The sequence below is a fragment of the Citrobacter freundii ATCC 8090 = MTCC 1658 = NBRC 12681 genome (assembly GCF_011064845.1).
Taxonomy (GTDB): domain Bacteria; phylum Pseudomonadota; class Gammaproteobacteria; order Enterobacterales; family Enterobacteriaceae; genus Citrobacter; species Citrobacter freundii.
Map to the genome: position 1 here is coordinate 1,150,985 of NZ_CP049015.1, position 22,003 is coordinate 1,172,987.

Below are 22,003 nucleotides of genomic sequence, written 5' to 3' on the forward strand. Positions count from 1 at the left end.
AGGCGTTATTAACGCAGAATTTTTTTCTCAGCCAGATCCAGTGCGAAGTAGCTGAAGATCAGATCCGCGCCAGCGCGTTTGATCGACCCTAAGCTTTCCAGCACCACTTTCTCTTCATCTATAGCCCCCGCCAGCGCCGCGAATTTGATCATCGCGTATTCACCGCTGACCTGATAAGCGCCAATCGGCAGCTCGGTGCGCTCGCGGATATCACGCAGAATATCGAGGTATGCGCCAGCCGGTTTGACCATCAGGCAGTCTGCGCCCTGGGCTTCATCCAGCAGCGATTCGCGAATCGCTTCCCGACGGTTCATCGGGTTCATCTGATAGGTTTTACGATCGCCTTTCAGCGCGGTGCCCGCGGCTTCACGGAATGGGCCGTAAAAAGATGAGGCAAACTTAGTGGAGTAGGACATGATAGCGGTATCGGTGAAGCCCGCGGCGTCCAGCGACTGGCGAATCGCCTGTACCTGACCATCCATTGCGGCGGAAGGCGCGATGAAGTCCGCACCCGCTGCGGCGGCAACCACCGCCTGCTTGCCGAGGTTGGTAAGGGTTAAATCGTTATCCACGCCGTGATCGCATAACACGCCGCAGTGGCCGTGTGAGGTGTATTCGCAGAAGCAGGTGTCGGACATGACGATCATTTCCGGCACGGTCTGTTTGCAGATACGCGACATGCGCGCCACCAGGCCGTCTTCTTTCCAGGCATCGCTACCGGTGTCATCCGTATGGTGGGAAATGCCGAAAGTCATCACCGAGCGGATGCCAGCATTAGCAATGCGTTCAATTTCGCGCGCCAGGTGTTTCTCTGGAATACGCATCACGCCTGGCATGGCGTCGATAGCTTTGTAATCGTCGAGTTCTTCTTCAACAAAGATCGGCAACACCAGGTCATTTAAGCTGAGTGTTGTCTCTTCAAACATAGCGCGCAGCGCGGGAGATTTGCGCAGGCGGCGAGGGCGTTGGATTAGGTCTGTCATGGTATGCCTGATGTTTGTGGAATCGAAGGCCGTAGTATACCCGAACCTGAGGGCGTGTGGTTTACGAAAGTTGGCGTTATATCTGGATTTCCTGTAACGAAGGGATGAATCATTAGCGCAATTTATTCACAAGCATAGCAATTTATTCATATTCATTATTTTGTTTATTGTTTTTTTATTATTTTAAATATCTATGTGTTTGCTTTTATAGCGTGGTGTATAGATTTTGTTTATTTATTATCTATATATTTGTTTGCGTTCTGATTCATTAGTGAATTGTATGATTTGAATGTTGGTTAGCTTTTAATTGATTGAAAGTGTTGGTTTTTATATTTCTTAAATGGCGTAACTTGGATTTATTACGTTGTCCGTTTTCGGACAACGGGCAAAGAATAATTGAACCTTTCCTTAATGAAACCGCATAATCGTCCCTGCGAAACATAAAATGTTTTCTTTGCATTGATAATTGATGGATCAACTATATTACGTCCCTGAGGAGGGATGACAAATGCACATTTGGAAAAAGAAACTTGTAGTATCACAATTAGCATTAGCCTGCACTTTGGCAATCACTTCTCAGGCGAATGCTTCTACTTACGATACCTGGACCTACTACGACAATCCAACTACGGCCCTGAACTGGGACAATATGGATGCAGCCGGAACTGTAGATGGTAACTACGTGAATTATAGTGGCTTTGTTTACTATAATAATGCGGCTGGTGATTTTGATCAGTCTTTTAACGGCGATACCGTTAACGGCACGATTTCTACCTATTATCTGAATCATGACTACACTGATGGCGCAGTGAATCAGCTGAATATCAGTAACTCTGTTATTCATGGTTCAATTACATCTATGTTGCCAAGCGGTTACTACGATCGTTTTGATGTTGATGGCAATGGCTTTGGTGGATATGAATTTAACAACACTACCGTTGTTGACGGAAACTGGTATGACGGTGATATTTTCACTCTGAATATTGCTAATTCCACCATTGATGATGATTATGAAGCGTTGTATTTCACCGATTCTTATTTATCTGTTGATGTGACTAAATATACCAATGAAACGTTTGATACCAGCGAAGGTGTTGCGGTTAATCTTGATGTAGAAAGCAATATCAATATTTCCAACAACTCACGTGTTGCTGGCATTGCTCTGTCTCAAGGGAATACTTACAACAACACCTATACGACGGAATCCCATACCTGGGATAACAACATCAACGTCTACAACTCTACTGTAACTTCTGGTTCAGATTCCATTCTGGAATCGAATACTGCCTTCTTTGGTAATTCCAATGAGCCAAGTGATTACACTGGTCCGGGCGATGTTGCATTGTCTTTCACCGATAGCTCTTCTTCAGACTATGCAATGAAAAACAATGTGTACTTCAGCAATTCAACGCTGATTGGTGATGTTGCATTTACCAGTAACTGGAATGCCAATTTTGACACTATTGGTCATGATTCCAACGGTGACGGTGTGGCGGATACCAACCTTGGTTGGGCTGACGATAGCCTGAATGTCGATGAACTGAACCTGACTCTTGATAATGGTAGTAAGTGGGTTGGCCAGGCTACTTTCGATGCTGAGACTATCTACCCAGCAAATATGTTTGATGTTGCAACCAATAGCCTGACTCCGGGTGGAACCGCTGAAGCCAATGGTTGGGGACGTGTTGTTGATAATAAAGTCTTCCAGAGCGGTGTGTTCAACGTAGCGCTGAACAACGGTTCTGAGTGGGATACCGTTGGGGATTCATTAGTTGATACTCTGACTGTGTGACCTGCTCCCCGTTGATTAGTACACCCCGATGTTAGTAATGTCTTCATAAGCCACATGAGGACATCCCCATGAAGAAGCGTTTTTCCGACGAACAGATCATCAGTATTCTCCGCGAAGCCGAAGCTGGGGTACCCGCCCGTGAACTCTGCCGCAAGCATGCCATTTCCGATGCCACGTTTTACACCTGGCGTAAGAAGTATGGTGGTATGGAGGTGCCTGAAGTTAAGCGCCTGAAGTCGCTTGAGGAAGAGAACACCAGACTCAAGAAGCTGCTTGCCGAAGCCATGCTGGATAAAGAGGCGCTTCAGGTGGCTCTTGGGCGAAAGTACTGACGACAGACCAGAAGCGGGAAGCCGTGATGTTGATGTGTGATGCGACCGGTCTGTCGCAACGTCGTGCCTGCAGGCTTACAGGTTTATCCCTGTCGACCTGCCGCTATGAGGCTCACCGTCCGGCTGCTGATGCGCATTTATCAGGGCGCATCACTGAGCTGGCACTGGAGCGCAGGCGTTTTGGCTACCGTCGTATTTGGCAGTTGCTGCGCCGTGAAGGGCTTCATGTTAATCATAAGCGCGTGTACCGGCTTTATCACCTCAGTGGCCTGGGCGTAAAACGCAGAAGACGTCGTAAAGGGCTGGCAACAGAACGTCTGCCGCTGCTCCGTCCGGCGGCGCCCAATCTGACCTGGTCGATGGATTTCGTCATGGACGCACTTTCCACCGGTCGCAGGATCAAGTGTCTTACCTGCGTCGATGATTTCACAAAGGAATGCCTGACGGTCACTGTTGCCTTTGGGATTTCAGGCGTTCAGGTCACGCGTATTCTGGACAGCATTGCACTGTTTCGAGGCTATCCGGCGACGATAAGAACTGACCAGGGGCCGGAGTTCACTTGCCGTGCACTGGATCAATGGGCCTTTGAGCATGGTGTTGAGTTGCGCTTAATCCAGCCGGGCAAGCCAACGCAGAACGGATTTATTGAGAGCTTTAACGGACGATTTCGCGATGAATGTTTGAATGAGCACTGGTTCAGCGATATCGTTCATGCCAGGAAAATTATTAATGACTGGCGGCAGGATTATAACGAATGCCGCCCGCACTCCACGCTGAATTATCAGACACCGTCTGAATTTGCAGCGGGCTGGAGAAAGGGTCATTCTGAGAATGAAGATTCCGACGTTACTAACTGAGTGTTGTATCTAATCGTGGGGGCAGGTCATGTGAACAATGGTTCTCAGGTTAACGTCTCTGATTCAATGCTGACTTCAGATACTATTGATTTAACCAATAGCTCTTCATTGAATATTGGTGAAGGTGGTCAAGTTGATACAGATCATCTGACAATTAACAGCTATAGTACTGTGAATTTGACCGAGTCCACTGGATGGGCGACGGGTTCTAACTTGTATGCCAATACCATCACTGTAACTAATGGTGGTGTGTTGGATGTTAATGTTGATCAATTTGATACTGAAGTATTCAACACCGATAAACTGGAACTGACCAGCGGCAATTATGCTGATAACAGCAACCATGTTGTTTCTGGTGTATTCAACATCCACAGCAGCGACTATGTTCTGAATGCCGATCTGGTGAACGATCGTACCTGGGATACCACTCAGGCTAACTACGGTTACGGTACTATCGCAATGAACTCTGACGGTCACCTGACCGTTAACGGTAACGGCGATATCAACAATGGCGACGAACTGGATAACAGCTCTGTTGACAACGTTGTTGCGGCATCCGGTAACTACAAAGTGCGTGTCGACAATGCGACCGGCGCTGGCTCCGTTGCTGATTACAAAGGCAAAGAGCTGATCTACGTTAACGATGTGAATACCACTGCCACCTTCTCTGCAGCCAACAAAGCTGACCTCGGTGCTTACACCTATCAGGCACAGCAGCAGGGTAACACCGTTGTTCTGCAGCAGATGGAACTGACAGACTACGCGAACATGGCGCTGAGCATCCCGTCTGCTAACACCAATATCTGGAACCTGGAACAAGACACCGTTGGTACTCGTCTGACTAACGCACGTCATGGTCTGGTTGATAACGGTGGTGCATGGGTAAGCTACTTCGGTGGTAGCTTCGATGCAGATAACGGCACCATTAACTACGATCAGGATGTTAACGGCATCATGGTTGGTGTTGATTCCAAAATTGATGGTAACAACGCTAAGTGGATTGTCGGTGCTGCAGCAGGCTTCGCGAAAGGTGATATGAGCGACCGTACCGGTCAGGTGGATCAGGATAGCCAGACTGCCTACATCTACTCTTCTGCTCGCTTTGACAACAACATCTTTGTTGACGGTAACTTAAGCTACTCCCACTTCAACAACGATCTGTCTGCCAACATGAGCAACGGTCAGTATGTTGATGGCAGCACCTCTTCTGATGCCTGGGGCTTTGGCTTGAAACTGGGTTATGACCTGAAGCTGGGTGACGCAGGCTACGTAACGCCATACGGCAGCGTATCCGGTCTGTTCCAGTCTGGTGATGATTATAAGCTGAGCAACGACATGAAAGTTGACGGTCAGTCTTATGACAGCATGCGCTATGAACTCGGTGTAGATGCAGGTTATACCTTCGCCTACAGTGAAGATCAGGCGCTGACCCCGTACTTCAAACTGGCCTACGTTTACGACGATTCTAACAACGATTCTGACGTAAACGGCGATTCTATCGACAACGGTGTAGAAGGTTCTGCGGTACGTGTTGGATTGGGTACTCAGTTCAGCTTTACCAAAAACTTCAGCGCTTACACCGATGCTAACTACCTCGGTGGTGGTGATGTAGATCAAGACTGGGCAGCAAACGTTGGTGTTAAATATACCTGGTAAGAATTTTCTTTTATAGAAGTATAAGGTGATTTAATCCAGAAAAATGCCCGTCACGGATTTGACGGGCATTTATTGCAAGGAATGCAAAAATGTTATCTACGAATAAACCTCTTTTAGAATTTGGTAGGCTTGATAAATGTTTATCAAAATATGGTAAACATTTCAAATGTGATAACGAAAAGCAAATCATATATTCCAATGATATAAATGCTGACGATACCTTTATTATTTTAAGCGGCGTAATTTCCCTGCGTCGAGGAGAAAATGTGCTGGTCGGTATTGCACAGGCGCCGTTTATTATGGGGCTTTCAGATGGCGTGATGAAAACAGATATACAATACAGATTAATCACGGAAAGCGATTGTACGGGATACCATCTACCTGCCTCACAAACAATTAATATAATTGAAGAGTGCCAACTTTGGCGTGAAGCTTTTTGTTGGTTGGCATGGCAAAATTCCATGCTTGAATTGCGCGATCTGCAGTTGATCGGCAATAACTCCTACGATCAGATTCGCGCGACGCTGATATCCATGATGAAATGGGACGACGTACTGCGTTCGCGTATCGGTGTCATGAACTATATTCACCAACGCACGCGAATTTCCCGCTCGGTTGTCGCTGAGGTTCTCGCGGCTTTGCGTAAAGGTGGTTACATTGAAATGAATAAAGGCAAACTGGTGAGCATTAACCGTTTGCCTTTTGAGTATTAACTCAGGATGCGGGAATAACCTGCGGTTTGTTCCCGCTCAACTCTGCAACCAGATCGTTGATACCGTCACTCATATTGGTAAAACGGGTTAGCGGAGAACGGGTCACCACGATAAACGCCCCGACGTTTTGTTGTGGGATCATCGCCATATAGGTGATGAAACCACCACCGCCGCCGGTTTTTTGAATAATTCCCGGTCGGCCATTCTTCGGCGCCATGTAGACCCAGCCCAAACCAAGCGCATCGGCTCTGCCTGGAACATCCATTCCCACCACTTTAGTTAACTGCGTACGCTGATAAATCAGCGTCTGCATCCGGTCGGCCTGCTGGCTACGATGATAAAAGTCAGAAGAGAGATACTGCTGCATCCAGCGCATCATATCGCCGGGCGTAGAATAGACACCGCCGCTGCCCATTGCCGCCAGCGTATTATTGCACGGGCTGGCACCTTTTTCCGCGACCATCAGGCGTCGGCATTGATCGGGGGACGGGGTAAAGGTGGTGTCTTTCATCCCCAGCGGACGGGTGATTTTTTCTTCAAACAGCTGCGGATAAGGCTTACCAGAGGCCGCTCCCAGCGCATCGGCCAGCAGGTCAAACGCCAGGTTGGAATAAGATGCCTGTGAACCTGGTGCGGCTTTCAACGTGGCAGTAGAGAGATAGCTCCAGCGCTGCTCGCGGGTTGGCCAGACAAACACCGGGCGCTTTGCCGCGCCGCCTGGCTGTTCGCGCGGCAGCGCGCTGGTATGCGTCGCCAGATTCACCAGCGTAATCGGCGTGCCCTGATAAGTCGGCACGCGTGCACCTGGAGGTGCATATTTACTCAATGGATCGTTGAGTTTGACCGTGCCCTGATCGAGCAATTTCACCAGCATTTCGCTGGTCATTAATTTAGTGATTGAGGCAATTCGAATCACGGAATCAAGCTGTGGATGGACGTTGTTACCGGGACGCGTTTCGCCAAAGCTGCGAAATACGCGCTGATTACCATCAATCACCACGAGCGCCATCCCCGTAGCACCACTGCCGTAAAATATATGGTCGGCATAACGATCGACGATATCGGAGGCGAAAACCGGATCGGTTATAGGCTGTGCCGCCTGGACTGATGTCAATGACGCCGCACACAGCGCGGCAGAAAAAAGCAGACTACGTTTCAACGGTGGTGTCCATGAGTTAGAGAAAGTGAAAAAGGATGTCGTGCGTATGCGTATTTATACTACTCATCGGCGTATTGCAAAGCGCTTATCAACCAATGATAGTGGGAAAAACGTAACGATGAGTAAACGTAGGAGTTTCCTGGATTGCGGATGTTCGCTTTTGTGATCTTACGCTGTGATAATCTGCACATACTGGAACGTTGTCGAGTGTGAAAACCACAGAAACAATTCTTCATAACCGAGGTGCGAACTAAGTGCCTCGGTTTTGGTCACAATTGTCGGTTTCAGCTTGTGTTTTTGGGCGTAAGCCGTCTGGCCTCCGCACTCCACGGTGGCAAATGCACAGCAGTCGTCATAACGATAAGAAGTTAGCAGGAGAGCACTATGTTTAAGTCTTTTTTCCCAAAGCCGGGGCCGTTCTTTATTTCGGCATTTATTTGGGCACTTGTCGCCGTTGTATTCTGGCAAGCAGGTGGGGGAGCCTGGGTTGCACATATTACCGGCGCGTCGGGAGACGTACCTATTAGCGCAGCGCGTTTCTGGTCGTTGGATTATCTGATTTTTTATGCGTACTACATTCTTTGTGTCGGGGTGTTCGCGCTGTTCTGGTTTCTCTACAGCCCACACCGCTGGCAGTACTGGTCTATTCTGGGCACATCGCTGATTATTTTTGTGACCTGGTTTCTGGTTGAAGTCGGCGTCGCTGTCAACGCCTGGTACGCGCCATTTTATGACCTAATTCAAACTGCGCTCAGCACACCACACAAGGTGAAGATTGAGCAGTTCTATCATGAAGTTGGCATTTTTCTCGGCATTGCGCTGATAGCCGTGGTCATTGGCGTGATGAACAACTTCTTCGTCAGCCACTACGTGTTCCGCTGGCGTACCGCGATGAACGAACACTATATGGCGCACTGGCAGCATTTGCGTCACATCGAAGGCGCAGCGCAGCGTGTGCAGGAAGACACCATGCGTTTTGCTTCTACGCTGGAAGATATGGGCGTCAGCTTTATCAACGCGATTATGACGCTGATTGCCTTCCTGCCTGTACTGGTTACGCTCTCTGCCCATGTTCCTGACCTGCCGATTGTTGGACATGTGCCTTATGGCCTGGTGATTGCCGCGATTGTCTGGTCGCTGATGGGAACCGGTTTGCTGGCCGTGGTCGGGATAAAACTTCCAGGGCTGGAGTTTAAAAACCAGCGCGTGGAAGCGGCCTATCGTAAAGAACTGGTCTATGGCGAAGATGATGGCAACCGTGCGACGCCACCGACGGTGCGTGAACTGTTTCATGCGGTACGCCAAAATTACTTCCGTCTCTATTTTCACTATATGTACTTCAATATCGCCCGAATTCTTTATCTGCAGGTTGATAACGTTTTCGGCTTGTTCCTGCTGTTTCCATCGATTGTTGCCGGTACGATTACGCTCGGCCTGATGACGCAAATCACCAACGTGTTTGGCCAGGTGCGCGGCTCGTTCCAGTATCTGATTAACTCCTGGACAACGTTAGTGGAACTGATGTCTATTTATAAGCGTCTGCGCAGCTTTGAACGAGAGCTTGATGGTCAGGATATTCAGGAAGTTACCCATACACTGAGTTAAATAATAAGGAGATGTTATGTCGACGGTTTCCCGTCTTTACCCCTTGTCTGGTCTGGCAGCACTGGTGCTGGTGGGATGTAGTAGCCAACCCGCGCAGCCGCTAAAAAAGGGGGAGAAAGCCGTCGATGTGGCGAGCGTGGTGCGCCAGAAAATGCCCGCCAGCGTGAAAGACCGGGACGCATGGGCGCAGGATTTGGCAAAGACTTTTGAAAGCCAGAAGCTGGCGCCGGCGGTTGAAAATATCTGTTCGGTGCTGGCGGTCGCGCAACAGGAGTCAAATTACCAGGCGGATCCAGCCGTGCCGAACTTAAGTAAAATCGCCTGGAAAGAGATCGATCGTCGTGCCGAGCGTATGCACATCCCGCTATTTGTGGTGCATACCGCGCTGAAGATTAACTCGCCAACGGGGAAAAGCTACAGCGAGCGCCTGGATACGGTGAAAACCGAAAAACAGCTTAGCGCGATCTTTGATGATTTTATCAACATGGTACCGATGGGGCAGACGTTATTTGGTTCGCTTAATCCGGTGCATACCGGTGGGCCGATGCAGGTTAGCATCGCCTTTGCTGAGCAGCATGCCAGCGGCTACCCGTGGAAAATGGCGGGAACCGTGCGCCAGGAAGTATTTAGCCGCCGCGGTGGGCTGTGGTTCGGTACGTATCATCTGCTTAACTACCCGGCGAATTACAGTGCGCCAATTTTCCGCTTCGCCGATTTCAATGCCGGGTGGTATGCCAGCCGCAATGCAGCTTTCCAGAATGCGGTCAGTAAAGCCAGCGGCGTGAAGCTGGCGATGGACGGTGATTTAATTCTCTATGGCAGCAGCGAGCAGGGCAAAACGGAGCTGGCGGTACGTAAACTGGCCGGGAAGCTGGACATGAGCGAGAGTGAGATCCGCCGTCAGCTGCAAAAAGGCGACAGCCTGGCCTTTGAAGAGACCGCGCTGTACGAGAAAGTCTATAAGCTGGCGGAAGCGAAGGCGGGGAAAACGCTTCCCCGTGAAATGCTGCCTGGCATTCAACTGGAAAGCCCGAAGATCACACGTAACCTGACTACCGCGTGGTTTGCTAAACGCGTGGACGATCGTCGGGCGAAATGTATGCGTCAGTCATCGTTATGATGACGGCGGCGCCAACGCGCGAATGCCGCGATGGCGCCAAGAATCAGGCTTCCGGCGAGAAAAGGGACCAGTCCAAAAAGGGTTCCGACGCCCAGGCCGATTTCAACTCGCGGGCGCCCTGTCTCTTGCATTTGCAACTGCATCAACTGCTCATAGATGCCGGGAGCGTGGGCCAACAGATTTAAAATCTGCGCGCCTGCCCAGAAGCAAAACAGCACAAATACGGCATACGCAATGTTGCCGGGCAGGGTGGAGGGATCCCGATGCTTGCCCTTAAACAGGGATTTTGAGAGCGTAAAATCAGCCATAAAGACCTCCGGAAATAACCTGCTTTTTTTGACGTAATGCCTGTAACTGAAAGTGAGTCTGACAGGTGATCGGCAATGTCAATATCAGAATGATGGTAATTTCAGGTAGAGATTATTCCTGGATTTCGGTTTTTTGTTGGTGGTCACAATTATGTAACCTTAAGTGAAATTGAGTTACATTTAAGAAATTCCGCACAGGCCACAGACGCCCACGGGGAAATGTGCGAGGATGCCTCCCTGTGTTGTATATCCACCGGAGCCGTTATGAACCTGCCTGTTAAAATCCGCCGAGACTGGCACTATTATGCCTTCGCTATTGGGCTTATCTTTATTCTCAACGGCGTGGTGGGCTTACTCGGTTTTGAAGCGCAGGGGTGGCAAACCTATGCGGTGGGGCTGGTGACCTGGGTGATTAGCTTTTGGCTGGCCGGATTAATCATCCGTCGCCGCGTTGAAGATGATGAAGTAAAGGATGCCCAATAGCTATATCAGGCATCCTGGCGGGTTTACATACTGGTTTTCAGCGCGCTATCCGCAGCATGGCGTTCCAGCGCCAGTTCGATCAGGCGAGTGATCAAATCGGTATAGCCTAAACCGCTCGCCTGCCACAGCTTCGGATACATACTGATGTTGGTAAAACCTGGCAGCGTGTTGATCTCATTGATCACAACGTCGTTTTCAGCAGTTAAGAAAACGTCCACGCGCGCCATGCCGGCACAGCCCAGTGTCTGGTAGGCCTGAATGGCGATTTCGCGGATCTTGTCGTTAATCTCTGGTGCAATTGCTGCCGGAACGACAACTGTGGCACCGTTATCGTCAATGTATTTAGTGTCGTAAGCGTAAAAATCGCTGTTCAGCACAATCTCTCCACAAGTACTGGCCTGCGGATGATCGTTGCCCAGTACCGCACATTCGATCTCGCGGCCTTTGATCCCTTGCTCCACCACGACTTTATGATCGAATTCAAATGCCAGCGCGACGGCCTGATCGTATTGGGCTTCGCTGGTTACTTTGCTGACGCCAACGGACGATCCCTGGTTGGCCGGTTTTACAAACAACGGCAGACCCAGGCGGGATTCCACTTCGCTAAAGCTGATGCGATTGGCGCGAGTTAGCGTAATAAATGGCGCGATGTTTAATCCGGCATCACGCAGCAGACGTTTGGTCACGTCTTTATCCATACAGGCCGCAGAACCCAGCACATCAGAACCTACGAACGGTAGGTTTGCCACGCGCAGCATGCCCTGCAGAGAGCCATCTTCACCCAGAGTGCCATGTACGATCGGGAAAATAACATCGACCGTCGGCAGCGGTTGACCGTTTTGTGCATCGATCAACTGGTGCGCTTGTTTACCCGGTACCTGCGCCAGGCTGGTCTCAGAAGGTCGCAACGCAATATGCGCCGGGTCGTCTGAATTGAGCAGATAATTACTGGCATCGCTGACGTGCCATTGCCCTTGTTTATCAATACCTAACAGCACAACGTCAAAGCGAGTCTTGTCGATGGCATCGACAATATTTTTTGCCGATTGCAATGACACTTCATGTTCCGCTGATTTACCACCAAATACGATTCCTACCCGCAACTTTGCCATCTTAAAAACCCATTCCATGAATGCAAAGCACATACATTACCACGACAAAACGCAGGTTTCCTCGGCTTCTGGCAGATTGTTTTGGCTGACGACAGGGGAATAGAACAGAACAAACAAGAGGCCCGCACGCGAAGCATAATCCCCTGCTTATATTATGGGTTTGATGTGAGCTGTATCACAAATATGATGAGCGGGAAGATAAAATACTAAACTGTGATTTATCGCACCTGTGGACCCTTATTCAGCTAAGTAATTTGTTAAGCTGCTCGCAGTTTTCAGCTACTTATCGTTATGAGTCCTTATGGAATCCTGGAGAGTTAATCTTATTTCCGTTTGGTTCGGGTGTTTTTTTACCGGACTGGCGATTAGCCAAATCTTGCCTTTTTTACCACTCTATATCTCCCAACTGGGCGTGACCTCGCATGAAGCGCTCTCAATGTGGTCCGGATTAACGTTCAGCGTCACCTTCCTGATTTCAGCTATTGTCTCACCAATGTGGGGCAGTTTAGCCGACCGCAAAGGGCGCAAGCTAATGCTGCTGCGGGCCTCACTGGGTATGGCCATTGCGATTTTGCTACAGGCATTTGCTACTAACGTCTGGCAGCTTTTTCTGCTGCGCGGGGTGATGGGGTTAACCTCCGGTTATATTCCTAATGCGATGGCGCTGGTCGCGTCACAGGTTCCGCGTGAACGCAGCGGCTGGGCGCTGAGTACGCTGTCGACGGCGCAAATTAGCGGTGTCATTGGTGGACCGTTAATGGGGGGCTTTATTGCCGATCACGTTGGCTTACGGGCGGTATTCTGTATTACCGCCGCTTTGCTGGTAGTGAGTTTTCTGGTCACACTGTTTTTGATCAAAGAGGGCGTTCGTCCGACGATTAAAAAAAGCGAACGTCTGAGTGGGAAGGCCGTATTTGCCTCGCTTTCACATCCGGCGCTGGTGATCAGCCTGTTTTTTACCACCATGGTGATTCAACTTTGTAACGGTTCAATTGGGCCAATTCTGGCGCTGTTTATTAAATCAATGGTCCCAGATAGTTCGAATATTGCCTTTCTCAGCGGGCTGATAGCCTCAGTACCGGGCATTTCTGCTCTGATTTCCGCGCCTCGACTTGGTAAATTAGGCGACCGTATTGGTACTGAGCGGATTTTAATGGCGACGTTAATCTTCGCGGTGGTGCTGTTTTTCGCTATGTCGTGGGTCACCACGCCGTTGCAGTTGGGAGTTCTCCGTTTTCTGCTTGGCTTTGCCGACGGTGCGATGTTGCCGGCGGTGCAGACGCTGTTAGTGAAATACTCCAGCGATCAGATAACCGGGCGCATCTTTGGTTATAACCAGTCATTTATGTATCTCGGCAACGTCGCCGGGCCATTAATGGGGGCGACGGTTTCGGCAATGGCGGGGTTCCGTTGGGTGTTCATTGCTACAGCAAGCATTGTGCTTATCAATATCTGGCAATTGGCTATTGCGTTGCGACGTCGGCGCGGGGGGCGTTGAGCTCCTGATTAACAACGCTGCCTGTCAGCGTTGTTAATCCATAATTGTGTATTATATATTTGTGTGATTATTAATTTTCTTACCTTTTTATATTGAATCATTCTGCGTCAAGACGCATTTACCCTTATTTTGTGTTGTGATTGTTTTCGCAAATCGTTTTATTACTTATAAAAATACAACTTTCATCCTCTAGGCAGTCGTGAGCCTTAATGATAACGTGACCCATATTTTGTTAAGGGAATAGGCAAATGAAAAACCTCGTCACTGAGTTGTTACTTAAACTCGCGCAAAAAGAAGAAGAGTCGCAAGATCTGGCGGTACAGGTCGAAACGTTAGAGCGGGTAATCATCGAAATGCTGCGCAATATGGCGTGGAACGATCGGCAAATATTTATTCGTCAAATTGAGGGGGCGCTGGCTGATGTAAACCGCATGCCCGCGTTTCTCACGAACATACATAACGCTTGCGAGATCGTACCAAAAGCGTTTTGAACCATCTGTGGCGGGGCACCCACAAATTATCATAAAAGTGTCACATCAAATACTTATAGTCGCTTTGTTTTAATTTTACCGTATTTATACATGGAGAATATAAAGTGAAACAAAGCGCACTCGCTATTGCCCTGTTACCTTTGCTGTTTACCCCGGTTATTAATGCAGAAACATCTACTGTAGCGGTTTTGGATAATCGTGCCGCTCAAGGTGATATCTCCACGCCGGGTGGCGCTCGCCGATTGTCTGCCGACCAAACCGCGGCTCTGCGCGAATCGCTGAACGACAAACCGGCCAAAAATATTATTTTACTGATTGGCGATGGGATGGGTGATTCCGAAATAACGGCAGCGCGAAATTATGCTGAAGGCGCGGGCGGCTTTTTTAAAGGTATTGATGCTTTACCGTTGACCGGACAATACACACATTATGCGTTGGATAAGAAAACCGGCAAGCCCGATTATGTGACAGATTCTGCAGCATCGGCGACGGCGTGGACGACCGGTGTTAAAACTTACAATGGTGCTCTGGGCGTTGATATTCATGAGAAAGATCACGCTACTATTCTGGAAATGGCCAAAGCGGCGGGTCTGGCGACAGGTAACGTTTCCACGGCTGAATTGCAGGATGCCACGCCTGCCGCACTGGTTGCCCATGTCACTTCGCGTAAATGCTATGGCCCGAGCGTGACGGCTGAAAAATGCCCGACGAACGCGCTGGAAAAAGGCGGTAAAGGGTCGATTACCGAACAATTATTGAATGCCCGTGCGGATGTTACGTTAGGTGGCGGGGCAAAAACTTTTACTGAAACCGCTACGGCAGGTGAGTGGCAGGGTAAAACGCTGCGTGAACAAGCACAGGCCCGTGGTTACCAGATGGTGAGTGATACCGCGACGCTGGCGGTGATTACCGAAGCGAATCAGGATAAACCGCTGTTGGGTCTGTTCTCTGACGGTAATATGCCAGTGCGTTGGGAAGGCCCGAAAGCGTCTTATCACGGAAATCTGGATAAGCCGGTAGTGACCTGCACGCCAAATCCAAAACGTAACGACAGCGTGCCGACTCTGGCACAGATGACGGATAAAGCGATTGAGCTGTTAAGCAAAAATGAGAAAGGCTTCTTCCTGCAAGTGGAAGGCGCGTCAATCGACAAACAAGATCACGCCGCTAACCCGTGTGGACAAATTGGTGAAACTGTCGATCTGGATGAAGCGGTGCAGCGTGCGCTTGCTTTTGCGAAGAAAGATGGCAACACCCTGGTCGTGGTAACCGCTGACCACGCGCATGCCAGCCAGATAGTCGCACCGGATACTAAAGCACCCGGTTTAACGCAAGCGCTGAACACCAAAGATGGCGCGGTGATGGTCATTAGCTATGGCAACTCTGAAGAAGAGTCCCAGGAGCACACCGGCAGCCAACTGCGTATTGCAGCCTATGGCCCTCATGCGGCGAATGTGGTTGGCCTGACCGATCAAACCGACCTGTTCTACACCATGAAAGCGGCGTTAGGACTGAAATAACCCGACGCCCGGCGGCAATACTTTTGCCGTCGGGTGGTATTTTTATCGTTAGCAGCCAAACTTACCTGTGTGTCGTCGTTCAGAAAAGGATGGTGCTATGAAAATTACATTATTAATGACGTTGCTTTTTGGTCTTATTTTTTTAACTACCGTCGGTGCTGCCGAGAAGACATTAACCCCGCAACAACAACGTATGACCACCTGCAATCAGCAGGCAACGGCGCAAACCTTAAAAGGGGATGCGCGTAAGACGTATATGAGTGATTGCCTGAAAAACAGTAAATCTGGGCCTGAGGAAAAGAGTCTGACGCCGCAGCAGCAGAAAATGCGTGAATGCAACGTCAAGGCGACGGAGCAGTCTCTGAAAGGCGATGATCGTAATAAGTTTATGAGCGCTTGCCTGAAAAAATCTGCTTAGCACTTCCGGGTGAGCAGATAAAATCGCTCACCCGAAATATCATACTTCCGCCGCCAGACCCCTTCCTATAATTTGGGAAATTTGTTTCAGAATATTCCCAAATACGATGAATGATGAAAATTTTTATCAAAAGAAGGTCGTCCCGAATGAAGCATTTATATTGCTTCATCAAAATGACCACCAACGTTCCGGTCTGCGATTTGCCCGACGAATCAGGCTGCCGCGAGCGGTGGGACTGGGGGGAATGTTTTTCCCTATCGCGTCGGTATTAGTTTCTCAGCCAATAACCGGAGGCTGGTGGCTTTTGCTGGTGGGATGGGCATTTGTCTGGCCACATCTGGCATGGCAACTGGCAAGTAAAGCTGTCGATCCACTGCATAGCGAATATACCAACTTAAAAGCCGATGCCATCCTCGCCGGGATGTGGATGGGGATTATGGGGATAAACTTGCTGCCATCCACGGCGCTGTTGATGATTATCTGTATCAACCTGATGGGCGCAGGAGGTATGCGAGTCTTCATCGCAGGCGCCGTGTTGATGGTGGTTTCCTGCCTGGTGACGTTACAGTTAACGGATATCCCCGTGGCTTTTAGCAGTACGCAGCTGAGCGTGCTGCTGTCACTGCCAGTGTTAGTGGTTTACCCGTTGCTGTTTGCCTGGGTGAGTTATAAGACGCTCATCCGGCTGGCAGAACATAAACGTCGCTTACAGGTTATGAGTACGCGAGATGGGATGACCGGGGTGTATAACCGACGTCATTGGGAACTGTTGCTGCGTAATGAATTTGATAATTGCCGCCGCCATCAGCGTGATGCCACGCTTCTTATCATCGATATCGACCATTTTAAGAGTATCAATGATACCTGGGGCCATGACGTAGGGGATCAGGCCATTGTTGCACTGACCCGCCAGTTACAGATGACCTTACGCGGTAGCGATGTGATTGGGCGTTTTGGCGGTGATGAGTTTGCGGTAATCATGTGTGGCACGTCGGCGAGCAGCGCGATTGCAGCGATGTCTCGTGTTCACGAACGGCTTACCCAACTGCGTTTATCTTGCGCGCCGCAGGTTGACCTGCGCATTAGCGTGGGCGTTGCGCCGCTGACATCTGAAACTGAACACTATAGAGAATGGTTAAAATCAGCAGATATGGCGCTCTATAAAGCAAAGAATTCCGGACGTAACCGCACTGAAGCGGCGGCATGACGTCCGGCGGTGTTAACTCAGGAGCGGCTGAGTTTTTCCGATTGCTCCATGCACTTAATCATCGCTTCAATTACTGATGAACGGAAACCGCGTTCTTCCAGGACGCGTACCGCCTCAATGGTGGTTCCACCTGGCGAGCACACCATATCCTTTAATTCGCCAGGATGTTTACCCGTTTCCAGCACCATCTTCGCCGAACCCATTACCGCTTGTGCCGCAAATTTATAAGCCTGCGCGCGGGGCATTCCCCCCTGAACGGCGGCATCTGCCATTGCTTCGATAAACATAAATACATAGGCCGGTGCTGAACCGCTGACACCAACGACCGGATGAATCATTGCCTCCGCAATGACTTCAGCTTCGCCAAAGCAGCGGAAGATATTCAGCACGTCAGCCGTATCTTCCGGCGTGACTAAGGCGTTTGGCGTGACGGAGGTCATTCCGGCGTTCACCAGCGACGGCGTGTTTGGCATCGCGCGAATGATTTTACGGTCGTGACCCAGCGCGCGGGCAAGCTGATCGAGGGTGACGCCTGCGGCAATTGAGACGACCAGGGAGTCTTTGTTCAGGCTGGAGGTAATTTCGCTCAGCACCTTAATCATAATGCCTGGCTTTACAGCCCCAAAAACAATATCAGCGATCTGCGCGACTTCTTGTGCAGACTGCGCCGCATTAATGCCGTACTGGTCGTGTAGCGCGGCGACCTTATCGGGGGAAGGGGTATAGACCCAGATTTGTCCGGGGAGAACCTGACCGCTGGCGATCATGCCGCCAAGAATGGCTTTGCCCATATTACCGCAGCCGATAAAACCAATTTTCTTGTCCATCTTGTCACTCCCTATGGATGATATTCATTGTTTTATACCCTAATTACTTCAAGTAACTTGAATTATTTGGGGTAAACCTGGGAAAGCTAAGCTTAGCGCGGAATGAATATGTTCAGAAGGAGAAACAGCACTTTGCCTGAAAGTAAAAGCACGCGACAATGTGCGGCAGCACAACAGTGGGGAGAAGTTATGACAATATGGGTGGATGCCGATGCGTGTCCGAATGTGATTAAAGACATTTTGTACCGCGCTTCTGAGCGCATGCAAATGCCGCTTGTTTTGGTGGCCAACCAAAGCCTGCGCGTCCCGCCTTCGCGTTTCATCAGCACATTACGTGTGCCTGCGGGCTTTGACGTGGCTGATAACGAGATTGTGCGTCAGTGCAGTGCTGGTGATTTAGTGATAACGGCAGATATTCCGCTGGCGGCTGAAGTGATTGAAAAAGGTGCGGCGGCGCTTAACCCGCGTGGCGAACGTTATACCGAAGCCACGATCCGCGAGCGTCTGATGATGCGTGATTTTATGGATACGCTACGCGCTAGCGGTATTCAGACCGGGGGGCCGGACAGCCTTTCGTCCCGCGACAGACAGCATTTTGCAGCTGAACTGGATAAGTGGTGGCTGGAAGTTCAGCGTAGAAAATAGTGTGTGTAATTTATTATTTACACTTTATTCGTTGTGAATTCTTGTTATAGTAGGGGTTAACTCATCTCGCCATTCTTTATGTAATTTTTTCTTTACGGTTTTGGCTGTGTACTAGTTTGATGATATGATTATATTTTTAACCGCATCAGATCCCGCTTGTTGGCGGCTCTCTGGGGAAATTCTGTGATGACGCAACCTCTTTTTCTTGTTGGCCCCCGGGGGTGTGGTAAGACGACAACCGGTATGGCGCTGGCAAAGGCTATTGATTTCCAGTTCGTTGATACCGATCGCTGGTTGCAATCGCACGTGCAAATGACCGTGGCGGAAATCGTCGAAAGAGAAGGGTGGGAAGGGTTTCGTGCCCAGGAAACGACCGCTCTGCAGGCTGTCACAGCACCAGCAACGGTTGTTGCGACCGGCGGCGGTATTATTCTTACCGAATTTAACCGTCACTACATGCGCAGCCACGGCGTGGTTATCTATTTAAGCGCACCGGTATCGGTACTGGTTGATCGTCTGGAGGCGACGCCTGAAGAAGGATTACGACCGACCTTAACCGGCAAGCCGTTGACTGAAGAAGTGCAGGAAGTGCTCGCCCAGCGAGATGTTTTGTATCGCGAAGCCGCGCACTATATCGTTGATGCCACTAATGCGCCTGCGCAGGTGGTGGAAGACATTCTTGGGATACTGGCGCAGGCAGCGCCACGGTTGCAGGGCGGTGTCTATACTTAATGTTCATCCAGTGAAAAGGAAGAACTATGCCGACACAACCACCTTACCCACGTCAAGCGACCATTGTTACGGTTGAAAAAGGGACGCCAGGCCAGACGGTAACCTGGTATCAACTTCGTGCCGATCACCCTAAACCGAATTCGTTGATCAGTGAGCATCCTTCGGCTCAGGAAGCGATGGATGCTAAAAAACGCTACGAAGACCCCGATAAAACCTGATACGAAGACCGCCCTGGCACGAGTCTTAAAAGTGCCAGTCCGGGCGTGCATCACATTTTTTTAAATTTCGCTGTATACAGTAAAAATTGAAAATTAAACAATAACAATCCAGTACTGGAATGATCTGGAATCTTTACACAATACACCGCCGATCTACTGCTACGCTTTTGAGCATTTGTAGCACAGGTCAGCGCCCGGCACTTATCCGGGATTTCACAGCAAAGTAAGAAGACGGTGGAGCAACAAATGAGTACGTCGTTGGCTATCCTCACGATTGGCGTTGTGCCGATGTGTGAGATGTTACCGCTCCTGACGGAATATATTGATGAACAGCACATTACTCACCACAGTCTGCTGGGGCAGATGCAGCGAGAAGATGTGATGGCCGAGTACGGGGCTTCACCCGGTGACGAGCTGTTATTAACACTGCTTAGCGACCACCAACTTGCTCATGTCTCACGTCAGAAAGTGGAACGCTCGCTGCAAAGCATTGTGGAGGTTCTCGATAATCAGGGATTTGATGTGATCCTGCTGATGAGTACCGCTTCAATCACCCGTCTGACCGCCCGCAATAGCATCTTGTTGGAACCCATACGCATTATTCCCCCGTTAGTGGCTTCGATTGTCGAAGGGCATCAGGTTGGGGTCATAGTACCTGTTGCTGAATTGCTCAAAGCCCAGACACAAAAGTGGCAGGTGTTACAAACGCCACCAGTGTATGCCGTAGCGAATCCAGTAGAAGGTTCTGAACAACAGCTGATTGATGCCGGGAAATATCTCCTTGAGCAAGGCGCTGATGTTCTCATGCTGGACTGCCTGGGTTTTCATCAACGCCATCGTGATTTACTGCAAAAGTCGCTGGATGTCCCGGTTCTGCTGTCCAATGTGTTGATTGCCCGGCTAGCTTCGGAATTGCTGGCGTAATTTTGCGTGACAGGTGGAACGTCAGCCCCCTATATTGGTTCCTAACTTAATCACGAGATAGGGCCAGTTGTATGCTTCAAAGTAATGAATACTTTTCCGGCAAAGTAAAATCGATCGGTTTTACCAGCAGCAGTACTGGCCGCGCCAGTGTAGGCGTGATGGCTGAAGGTGAATATACCTTTGGTACTGCGGCGCCTGAAGAGATGACGGTGGTTAGTGGCGCACTGAACGTGCTGCTGCCAGGGGAAACCGAGTGGAAAGTCTATGCCGCAGGAGACGTGTTTAACGTACCGGGCAACAGTGAGTTTCATCTGCAGGTAGCAGAGCCAACATCCTATCTTTGCCGCTATTTGTAAGCGTAAAAATGACGAATGGCGATATTGTGTCGCCATTCGCTAAACAGGGCTAACGTTGCGCTTCGCCGCCTAATCCTTCCACCAGACTTTTAATCAGCGCCGCCAGTTCACCTGTCATCAGGATGAAATCGGCATCAAAACGCTGAGCATAATCTTCACGGTCGATATCTTCGTTCTGATCGCGCAGCTCGTCGCTGAACTTCAGACGCTTAATGGAGCCGTCGTCACACATAACGAACTGAATACGCTGCTGCCAGTCGAGGGCCAACTTGGTGACCAGTTTGCCCGCCTCGATATGCACGGCGATTTCGTCGCAGACCAGATCCTGCTTTTTCGCGCGGATCACACCGCCGTCTTCAAGGATCGCTTTCAGTTCAGCTTCATCCAGTAACTGGAACCCTTGTGCTGTTGTGCCGGAGCGAACCCATTCGGTCAGCGTCAGCTCAATAGGGTTTTCCATCGTCAGCGGAACGACCGGCAGCGAACCGAGGCTTTTACGCAGCAGCGCCAGCGTATCTTCCGCTTTTTTCGCGCTTGCACAGTCGACCATGATCAGATCGTTGACGGTGTCGATCCACATCATTGTCTGGCTGAAGCGGCTAAAGGCGCGCGGCAGCAATGAGTGCAGAACTTCATCTTTCAGTGAGTCTTTTTCGGTCTTCTTGAGTTTGCGACCTTGCTCAGCTTCCAGTTTGAATATTTTGGCTTCCAGGGCCTGTTTGATAACCGGCGACGGCAGAATTTTTTCTTCTTTGCGGGCGCAGATAATAATTTGGCCATTGGCGGTATGCGTTAATGCATCGCTGTGCGATCCCATCGGCGGAACCCAGCCCATTTTTGCCATATCCTGGCTACCGCAAGGGGTGAACGTCATTGATGCCAGCTGTTTTTCCATCTCTTCGGCACGCAAAGAAACATCGCGGCTAAGACGGTAAACCATTAAATTTTTGAACCACAGCATGATAATTTCCACGGCCTTGTCGTTAAATCCAGCGGGCATGATAGCGAATTGTCGCTATGCTTGCATTGTTAATCGGGAAGAGGAGC

Annotated in this window: 21 protein-coding genes and 2 pseudogenes; 17 read left to right on the plus strand and 6 right to left on the minus strand. The window is 49.9% G+C overall.

Annotated elements, in window-relative coordinates; all coding sequences use genetic code 11:
• Positions 1 to 8 precede the first annotated feature (8 nt).
• Positions 9 to 983 carry a porphobilinogen synthase gene (gene hemB / locus G4551_RS05480; RefSeq protein ID WP_003838603.1) on the minus strand — a complete coding sequence of 325 codons (975 nt, stop codon included), beginning with the start codon at positions 981 to 983 and terminating at the stop codon, positions 9 to 11.
• A gap of 508 nt (positions 984 to 1,491) precedes the next feature.
• Between hemB and G4551_RS05485 the strand changes: the two are divergent.
• The 4 genes and pseudogenes from G4551_RS05485 to iprA form a co-directional block, all read left to right on the plus strand.
• Positions 1,492 to 2,772: pseudogene (locus G4551_RS05485) on the plus strand (autotransporter outer membrane beta-barrel domain-containing protein); the annotation flags it as partial.
• Between the two features lie 71 nt (positions 2,773 to 2,843).
• Positions 2,844 to 3,964, plus strand: a protein-coding gene (locus G4551_RS05490) for an IS3-like element ISSen4 family transposase (protein ID WP_085950818.1) whose coding sequence is annotated in 2 segments (ribosomal slippage) — positions 2,844 to 3,102 and positions 3,102 to 3,964 — 1,122 coding nt in all. Because the reading frame shifts where the segments join, the coding sequence is not laid out codon by codon here.
• 30 nt (positions 3,965 to 3,994) lie between these two features.
• A pseudogene (locus tag G4551_RS05495) lies at positions 3,995 to 5,620 on the plus strand (autotransporter outer membrane beta-barrel domain-containing protein); the annotation flags it as partial.
• 89 nt (positions 5,621 to 5,709) lie between these two features.
• Complete coding sequence (gene iprA, locus G4551_RS05500; protein ID WP_003836025.1) at positions 5,710 to 6,333, plus strand: hydrogen peroxide resistance inhibitor IprA; 624 nt, start codon at positions 5,710 to 5,712, stop codon at positions 6,331 to 6,333.
• 1 nt (position 6,334) lies between these two features.
• On the opposite strand, the gene ampH is transcribed toward iprA, so the two are convergent.
• Positions 6,335 to 7,492 (minus strand): D-alanyl-D-alanine-carboxypeptidase/endopeptidase AmpH, encoded by a 1,158-nt coding sequence (gene ampH, locus G4551_RS05505; protein WP_003021428.1) that lies wholly within the window; start codon positions 7,490 to 7,492, stop codon positions 6,335 to 6,337.
• Between the two features lie 384 nt (positions 7,493 to 7,876).
• Here ampH and sbmA point away from each other — a divergent pair, with 384 nt between their 5' ends.
• Positions 7,877 to 9,097, plus strand: coding sequence for a peptide antibiotic transporter SbmA (sbmA, locus tag G4551_RS05510; RefSeq protein ID WP_003836023.1), 1,221 nt, complete (start codon positions 7,877 to 7,879; stop codon positions 9,095 to 9,097).
• A 16-nt stretch (positions 9,098 to 9,113) separates the two neighbouring features.
• A complete protein-coding gene (locus G4551_RS05515; RefSeq protein ID WP_003836022.1) occupies positions 9,114 to 10,217 on the plus strand; it encodes a DUF1615 domain-containing protein in 1,104 nt (367 codons plus the stop codon).
• Here G4551_RS05515 and G4551_RS05520 read toward each other — a convergent pair.
• Positions 10,202 to 10,525: a DUF2755 family protein gene (locus G4551_RS05520; RefSeq protein ID WP_003836020.1), complete on the minus strand. Its 324-nt coding sequence runs from the start codon at positions 10,523 to 10,525 to the stop codon at positions 10,202 to 10,204. The genes G4551_RS05515 and G4551_RS05520 overlap by 16 nt on opposite strands.
• A gap of 264 nt (positions 10,526 to 10,789) precedes the next feature.
• Between G4551_RS05520 and G4551_RS05525 the strand changes: the two genes are divergently transcribed.
• Positions 10,790 to 11,008 carry a DUF2754 domain-containing protein gene (locus tag G4551_RS05525; RefSeq protein WP_003021440.1) on the plus strand — a complete coding sequence of 73 codons (219 nt, stop codon included), beginning with the start codon at positions 10,790 to 10,792 and terminating at the stop codon, positions 11,006 to 11,008.
• 23 nt (positions 11,009 to 11,031) lie between these two features.
• Here the strand turns inward: G4551_RS05525 and ddlA are convergent, their stop codons facing one another.
• Positions 11,032 to 12,120, minus strand: a complete 1,089-nt coding sequence (gene ddlA / locus G4551_RS05530) for a D-alanine--D-alanine ligase (protein WP_003836018.1) — start codon at positions 12,118 to 12,120, stop codon at positions 11,032 to 11,034.
• 301 nt (positions 12,121 to 12,421) lie between these two features.
• On the opposite strand from ddlA, the gene G4551_RS05535 reads away from it, so the two are divergent.
• The 5 genes from G4551_RS05535 to adrA all read left to right on the plus strand — a co-directional run bounded on the left by G4551_RS05535 (position 12,422) and on the right by adrA (position 17,254).
• Positions 12,422 to 13,618, plus strand: a complete 1,197-nt coding sequence (locus G4551_RS05535; protein ID WP_003021445.1) for a multidrug efflux MFS transporter — start codon at positions 12,422 to 12,424, stop codon at positions 13,616 to 13,618.
• A gap of 248 nt (positions 13,619 to 13,866) precedes the next feature.
• On the plus strand, positions 13,867 to 14,109 hold the full coding sequence (locus G4551_RS05540) for a sigma-S stabilization anti-adapter protein IraP (protein WP_003021448.1): 243 nt from the start codon (positions 13,867 to 13,869) through the stop codon (positions 14,107 to 14,109).
• Between the two features lie 104 nt (positions 14,110 to 14,213).
• A complete protein-coding gene (gene phoA / locus G4551_RS05545; RefSeq protein WP_003836015.1) occupies positions 14,214 to 15,629 on the plus strand; it encodes an alkaline phosphatase in 1,416 nt (471 codons plus the stop codon).
• Between the two features lie 97 nt (positions 15,630 to 15,726).
• A complete protein-coding gene (gene psiF, locus G4551_RS05550; RefSeq protein WP_003021454.1) occupies positions 15,727 to 16,047 on the plus strand; it encodes a phosphate starvation-inducible protein PsiF in 321 nt (106 codons plus the stop codon).
• 91 nt (positions 16,048 to 16,138) lie between these two features.
• Positions 16,139 to 17,254, plus strand: coding sequence for a diguanylate cyclase AdrA (gene adrA / locus G4551_RS05555; RefSeq protein ID WP_085951537.1), 1,116 nt, complete (start codon positions 16,139 to 16,141; stop codon positions 17,252 to 17,254).
• A 17-nt stretch (positions 17,255 to 17,271) separates the two neighbouring features.
• On the opposite strand, the gene proC is transcribed toward adrA, so the two are convergent.
• Positions 17,272 to 18,081 carry a pyrroline-5-carboxylate reductase gene (gene proC, locus G4551_RS05560; RefSeq protein WP_003021462.1) on the minus strand — a complete coding sequence of 270 codons (810 nt, stop codon included), beginning with the start codon at positions 18,079 to 18,081 and terminating at the stop codon, positions 17,272 to 17,274.
• A gap of 189 nt (positions 18,082 to 18,270) precedes the next feature.
• Between proC and G4551_RS05565 the strand changes: the two genes are divergently transcribed.
• The 5 genes from G4551_RS05565 to ppnP all read left to right on the plus strand — a co-directional run bounded on the left by G4551_RS05565 (position 18,271) and on the right by ppnP (position 20,956).
• Positions 18,271 to 18,726 (plus strand): YaiI/YqxD family protein, encoded by a 456-nt coding sequence (locus tag G4551_RS05565; protein WP_003021467.1) that lies wholly within the window; start codon positions 18,271 to 18,273, stop codon positions 18,724 to 18,726.
• Between the two features lie 186 nt (positions 18,727 to 18,912).
• Positions 18,913 to 19,458, plus strand: a complete 546-nt coding sequence (gene aroL, locus G4551_RS05570; RefSeq protein WP_003836009.1) for a shikimate kinase AroL — start codon at positions 18,913 to 18,915, stop codon at positions 19,456 to 19,458.
• 26 nt (positions 19,459 to 19,484) lie between these two features.
• On the plus strand, positions 19,485 to 19,676 hold the full coding sequence (gene yaiA / locus G4551_RS05575; protein ID WP_003021472.1) for a protein YaiA: 192 nt from the start codon (positions 19,485 to 19,487) through the stop codon (positions 19,674 to 19,676).
• 246 nt (positions 19,677 to 19,922) lie between these two features.
• On the plus strand, positions 19,923 to 20,600 hold the full coding sequence (locus G4551_RS05580) for an AroM family protein (protein WP_003830963.1): 678 nt from the start codon (positions 19,923 to 19,925) through the stop codon (positions 20,598 to 20,600).
• A 71-nt stretch (positions 20,601 to 20,671) separates the two neighbouring features.
• A complete protein-coding gene (gene ppnP, locus G4551_RS05585) occupies positions 20,672 to 20,956 on the plus strand; it encodes a pyrimidine/purine nucleoside phosphorylase (RefSeq protein WP_003021477.1) in 285 nt (94 codons plus the stop codon).
• 49 nt (positions 20,957 to 21,005) lie between these two features.
• On the opposite strand, the gene rdgC is transcribed toward ppnP, so the two are convergent.
• Positions 21,006 to 21,917: a recombination-associated protein RdgC gene (gene rdgC / locus G4551_RS05590; protein ID WP_003021479.1), complete on the minus strand. Its 912-nt coding sequence runs from the start codon at positions 21,915 to 21,917 to the stop codon at positions 21,006 to 21,008.
• Between the last annotated feature and the right edge of the window lie 86 nt (positions 21,918 to 22,003).

Excerpts from the sequence above, each read along its gene's own strand:
- psiF (WP_003021454.1), top strand. The coding sequence starts at position 15,727 with ATGAAAATTACATTATTAATGACGTTGCTTTTTGGTCTTATTTTTTTA.
- yaiA (WP_003021472.1), top strand. The coding sequence starts at position 19,485 with ATGCCGACACAACCACCTTACCCACGTCAAGCGACCATTGTTACGGTT.
- G4551_RS05525 (WP_003021440.1), top strand. The coding sequence starts at position 10,790 with ATGAACCTGCCTGTTAAAATCCGCCGAGACTGGCACTATTATGCCTTC.
- ddlA (WP_003836018.1), bottom strand. The coding sequence starts at position 12,120 with ATGGCAAAGTTGCGGGTAGGAATCGTATTTGGTGGTAAATCAGCGGAA.
- aroL (WP_003836009.1), top strand. The coding sequence starts at position 18,913 with ATGACGCAACCTCTTTTTCTTGTTGGCCCCCGGGGGTGTGGTAAGACG.
- G4551_RS05535 (WP_003021445.1), top strand. The coding sequence starts at position 12,422 with ATGGAATCCTGGAGAGTTAATCTTATTTCCGTTTGGTTCGGGTGTTTT.
- proC (WP_003021462.1), bottom strand. The coding sequence starts at position 18,081 with ATGGACAAGAAAATTGGTTTTATCGGCTGCGGTAATATGGGCAAAGCC.
- iprA (WP_003836025.1), top strand. The coding sequence starts at position 5,710 with ATGTTATCTACGAATAAACCTCTTTTAGAATTTGGTAGGCTTGATAAA.
- hemB (WP_003838603.1), bottom strand. The coding sequence starts at position 983 with ATGACAGACCTAATCCAACGCCCTCGCCGCCTGCGCAAATCTCCCGCG.
- rdgC (WP_003021479.1), bottom strand. The coding sequence starts at position 21,917 with ATGCTGTGGTTCAAAAATTTAATGGTTTACCGTCTTAGCCGCGATGTT.
- G4551_RS05565 (WP_003021467.1), top strand. The coding sequence starts at position 18,271 with ATGACAATATGGGTGGATGCCGATGCGTGTCCGAATGTGATTAAAGAC.
- ppnP (WP_003021477.1), top strand. The coding sequence starts at position 20,672 with ATGCTTCAAAGTAATGAATACTTTTCCGGCAAAGTAAAATCGATCGGT.
- sbmA (WP_003836023.1), top strand. The coding sequence starts at position 7,877 with ATGTTTAAGTCTTTTTTCCCAAAGCCGGGGCCGTTCTTTATTTCGGCA.
- G4551_RS05520 (WP_003836020.1), bottom strand. The coding sequence starts at position 10,525 with ATGGCTGATTTTACGCTCTCAAAATCCCTGTTTAAGGGCAAGCATCGG.
- G4551_RS05515 (WP_003836022.1), top strand. The coding sequence starts at position 9,114 with ATGTCGACGGTTTCCCGTCTTTACCCCTTGTCTGGTCTGGCAGCACTG.
- G4551_RS05580 (WP_003830963.1), top strand. The coding sequence starts at position 19,923 with ATGAGTACGTCGTTGGCTATCCTCACGATTGGCGTTGTGCCGATGTGT.
- G4551_RS05540 (WP_003021448.1), top strand. The coding sequence starts at position 13,867 with ATGAAAAACCTCGTCACTGAGTTGTTACTTAAACTCGCGCAAAAAGAA.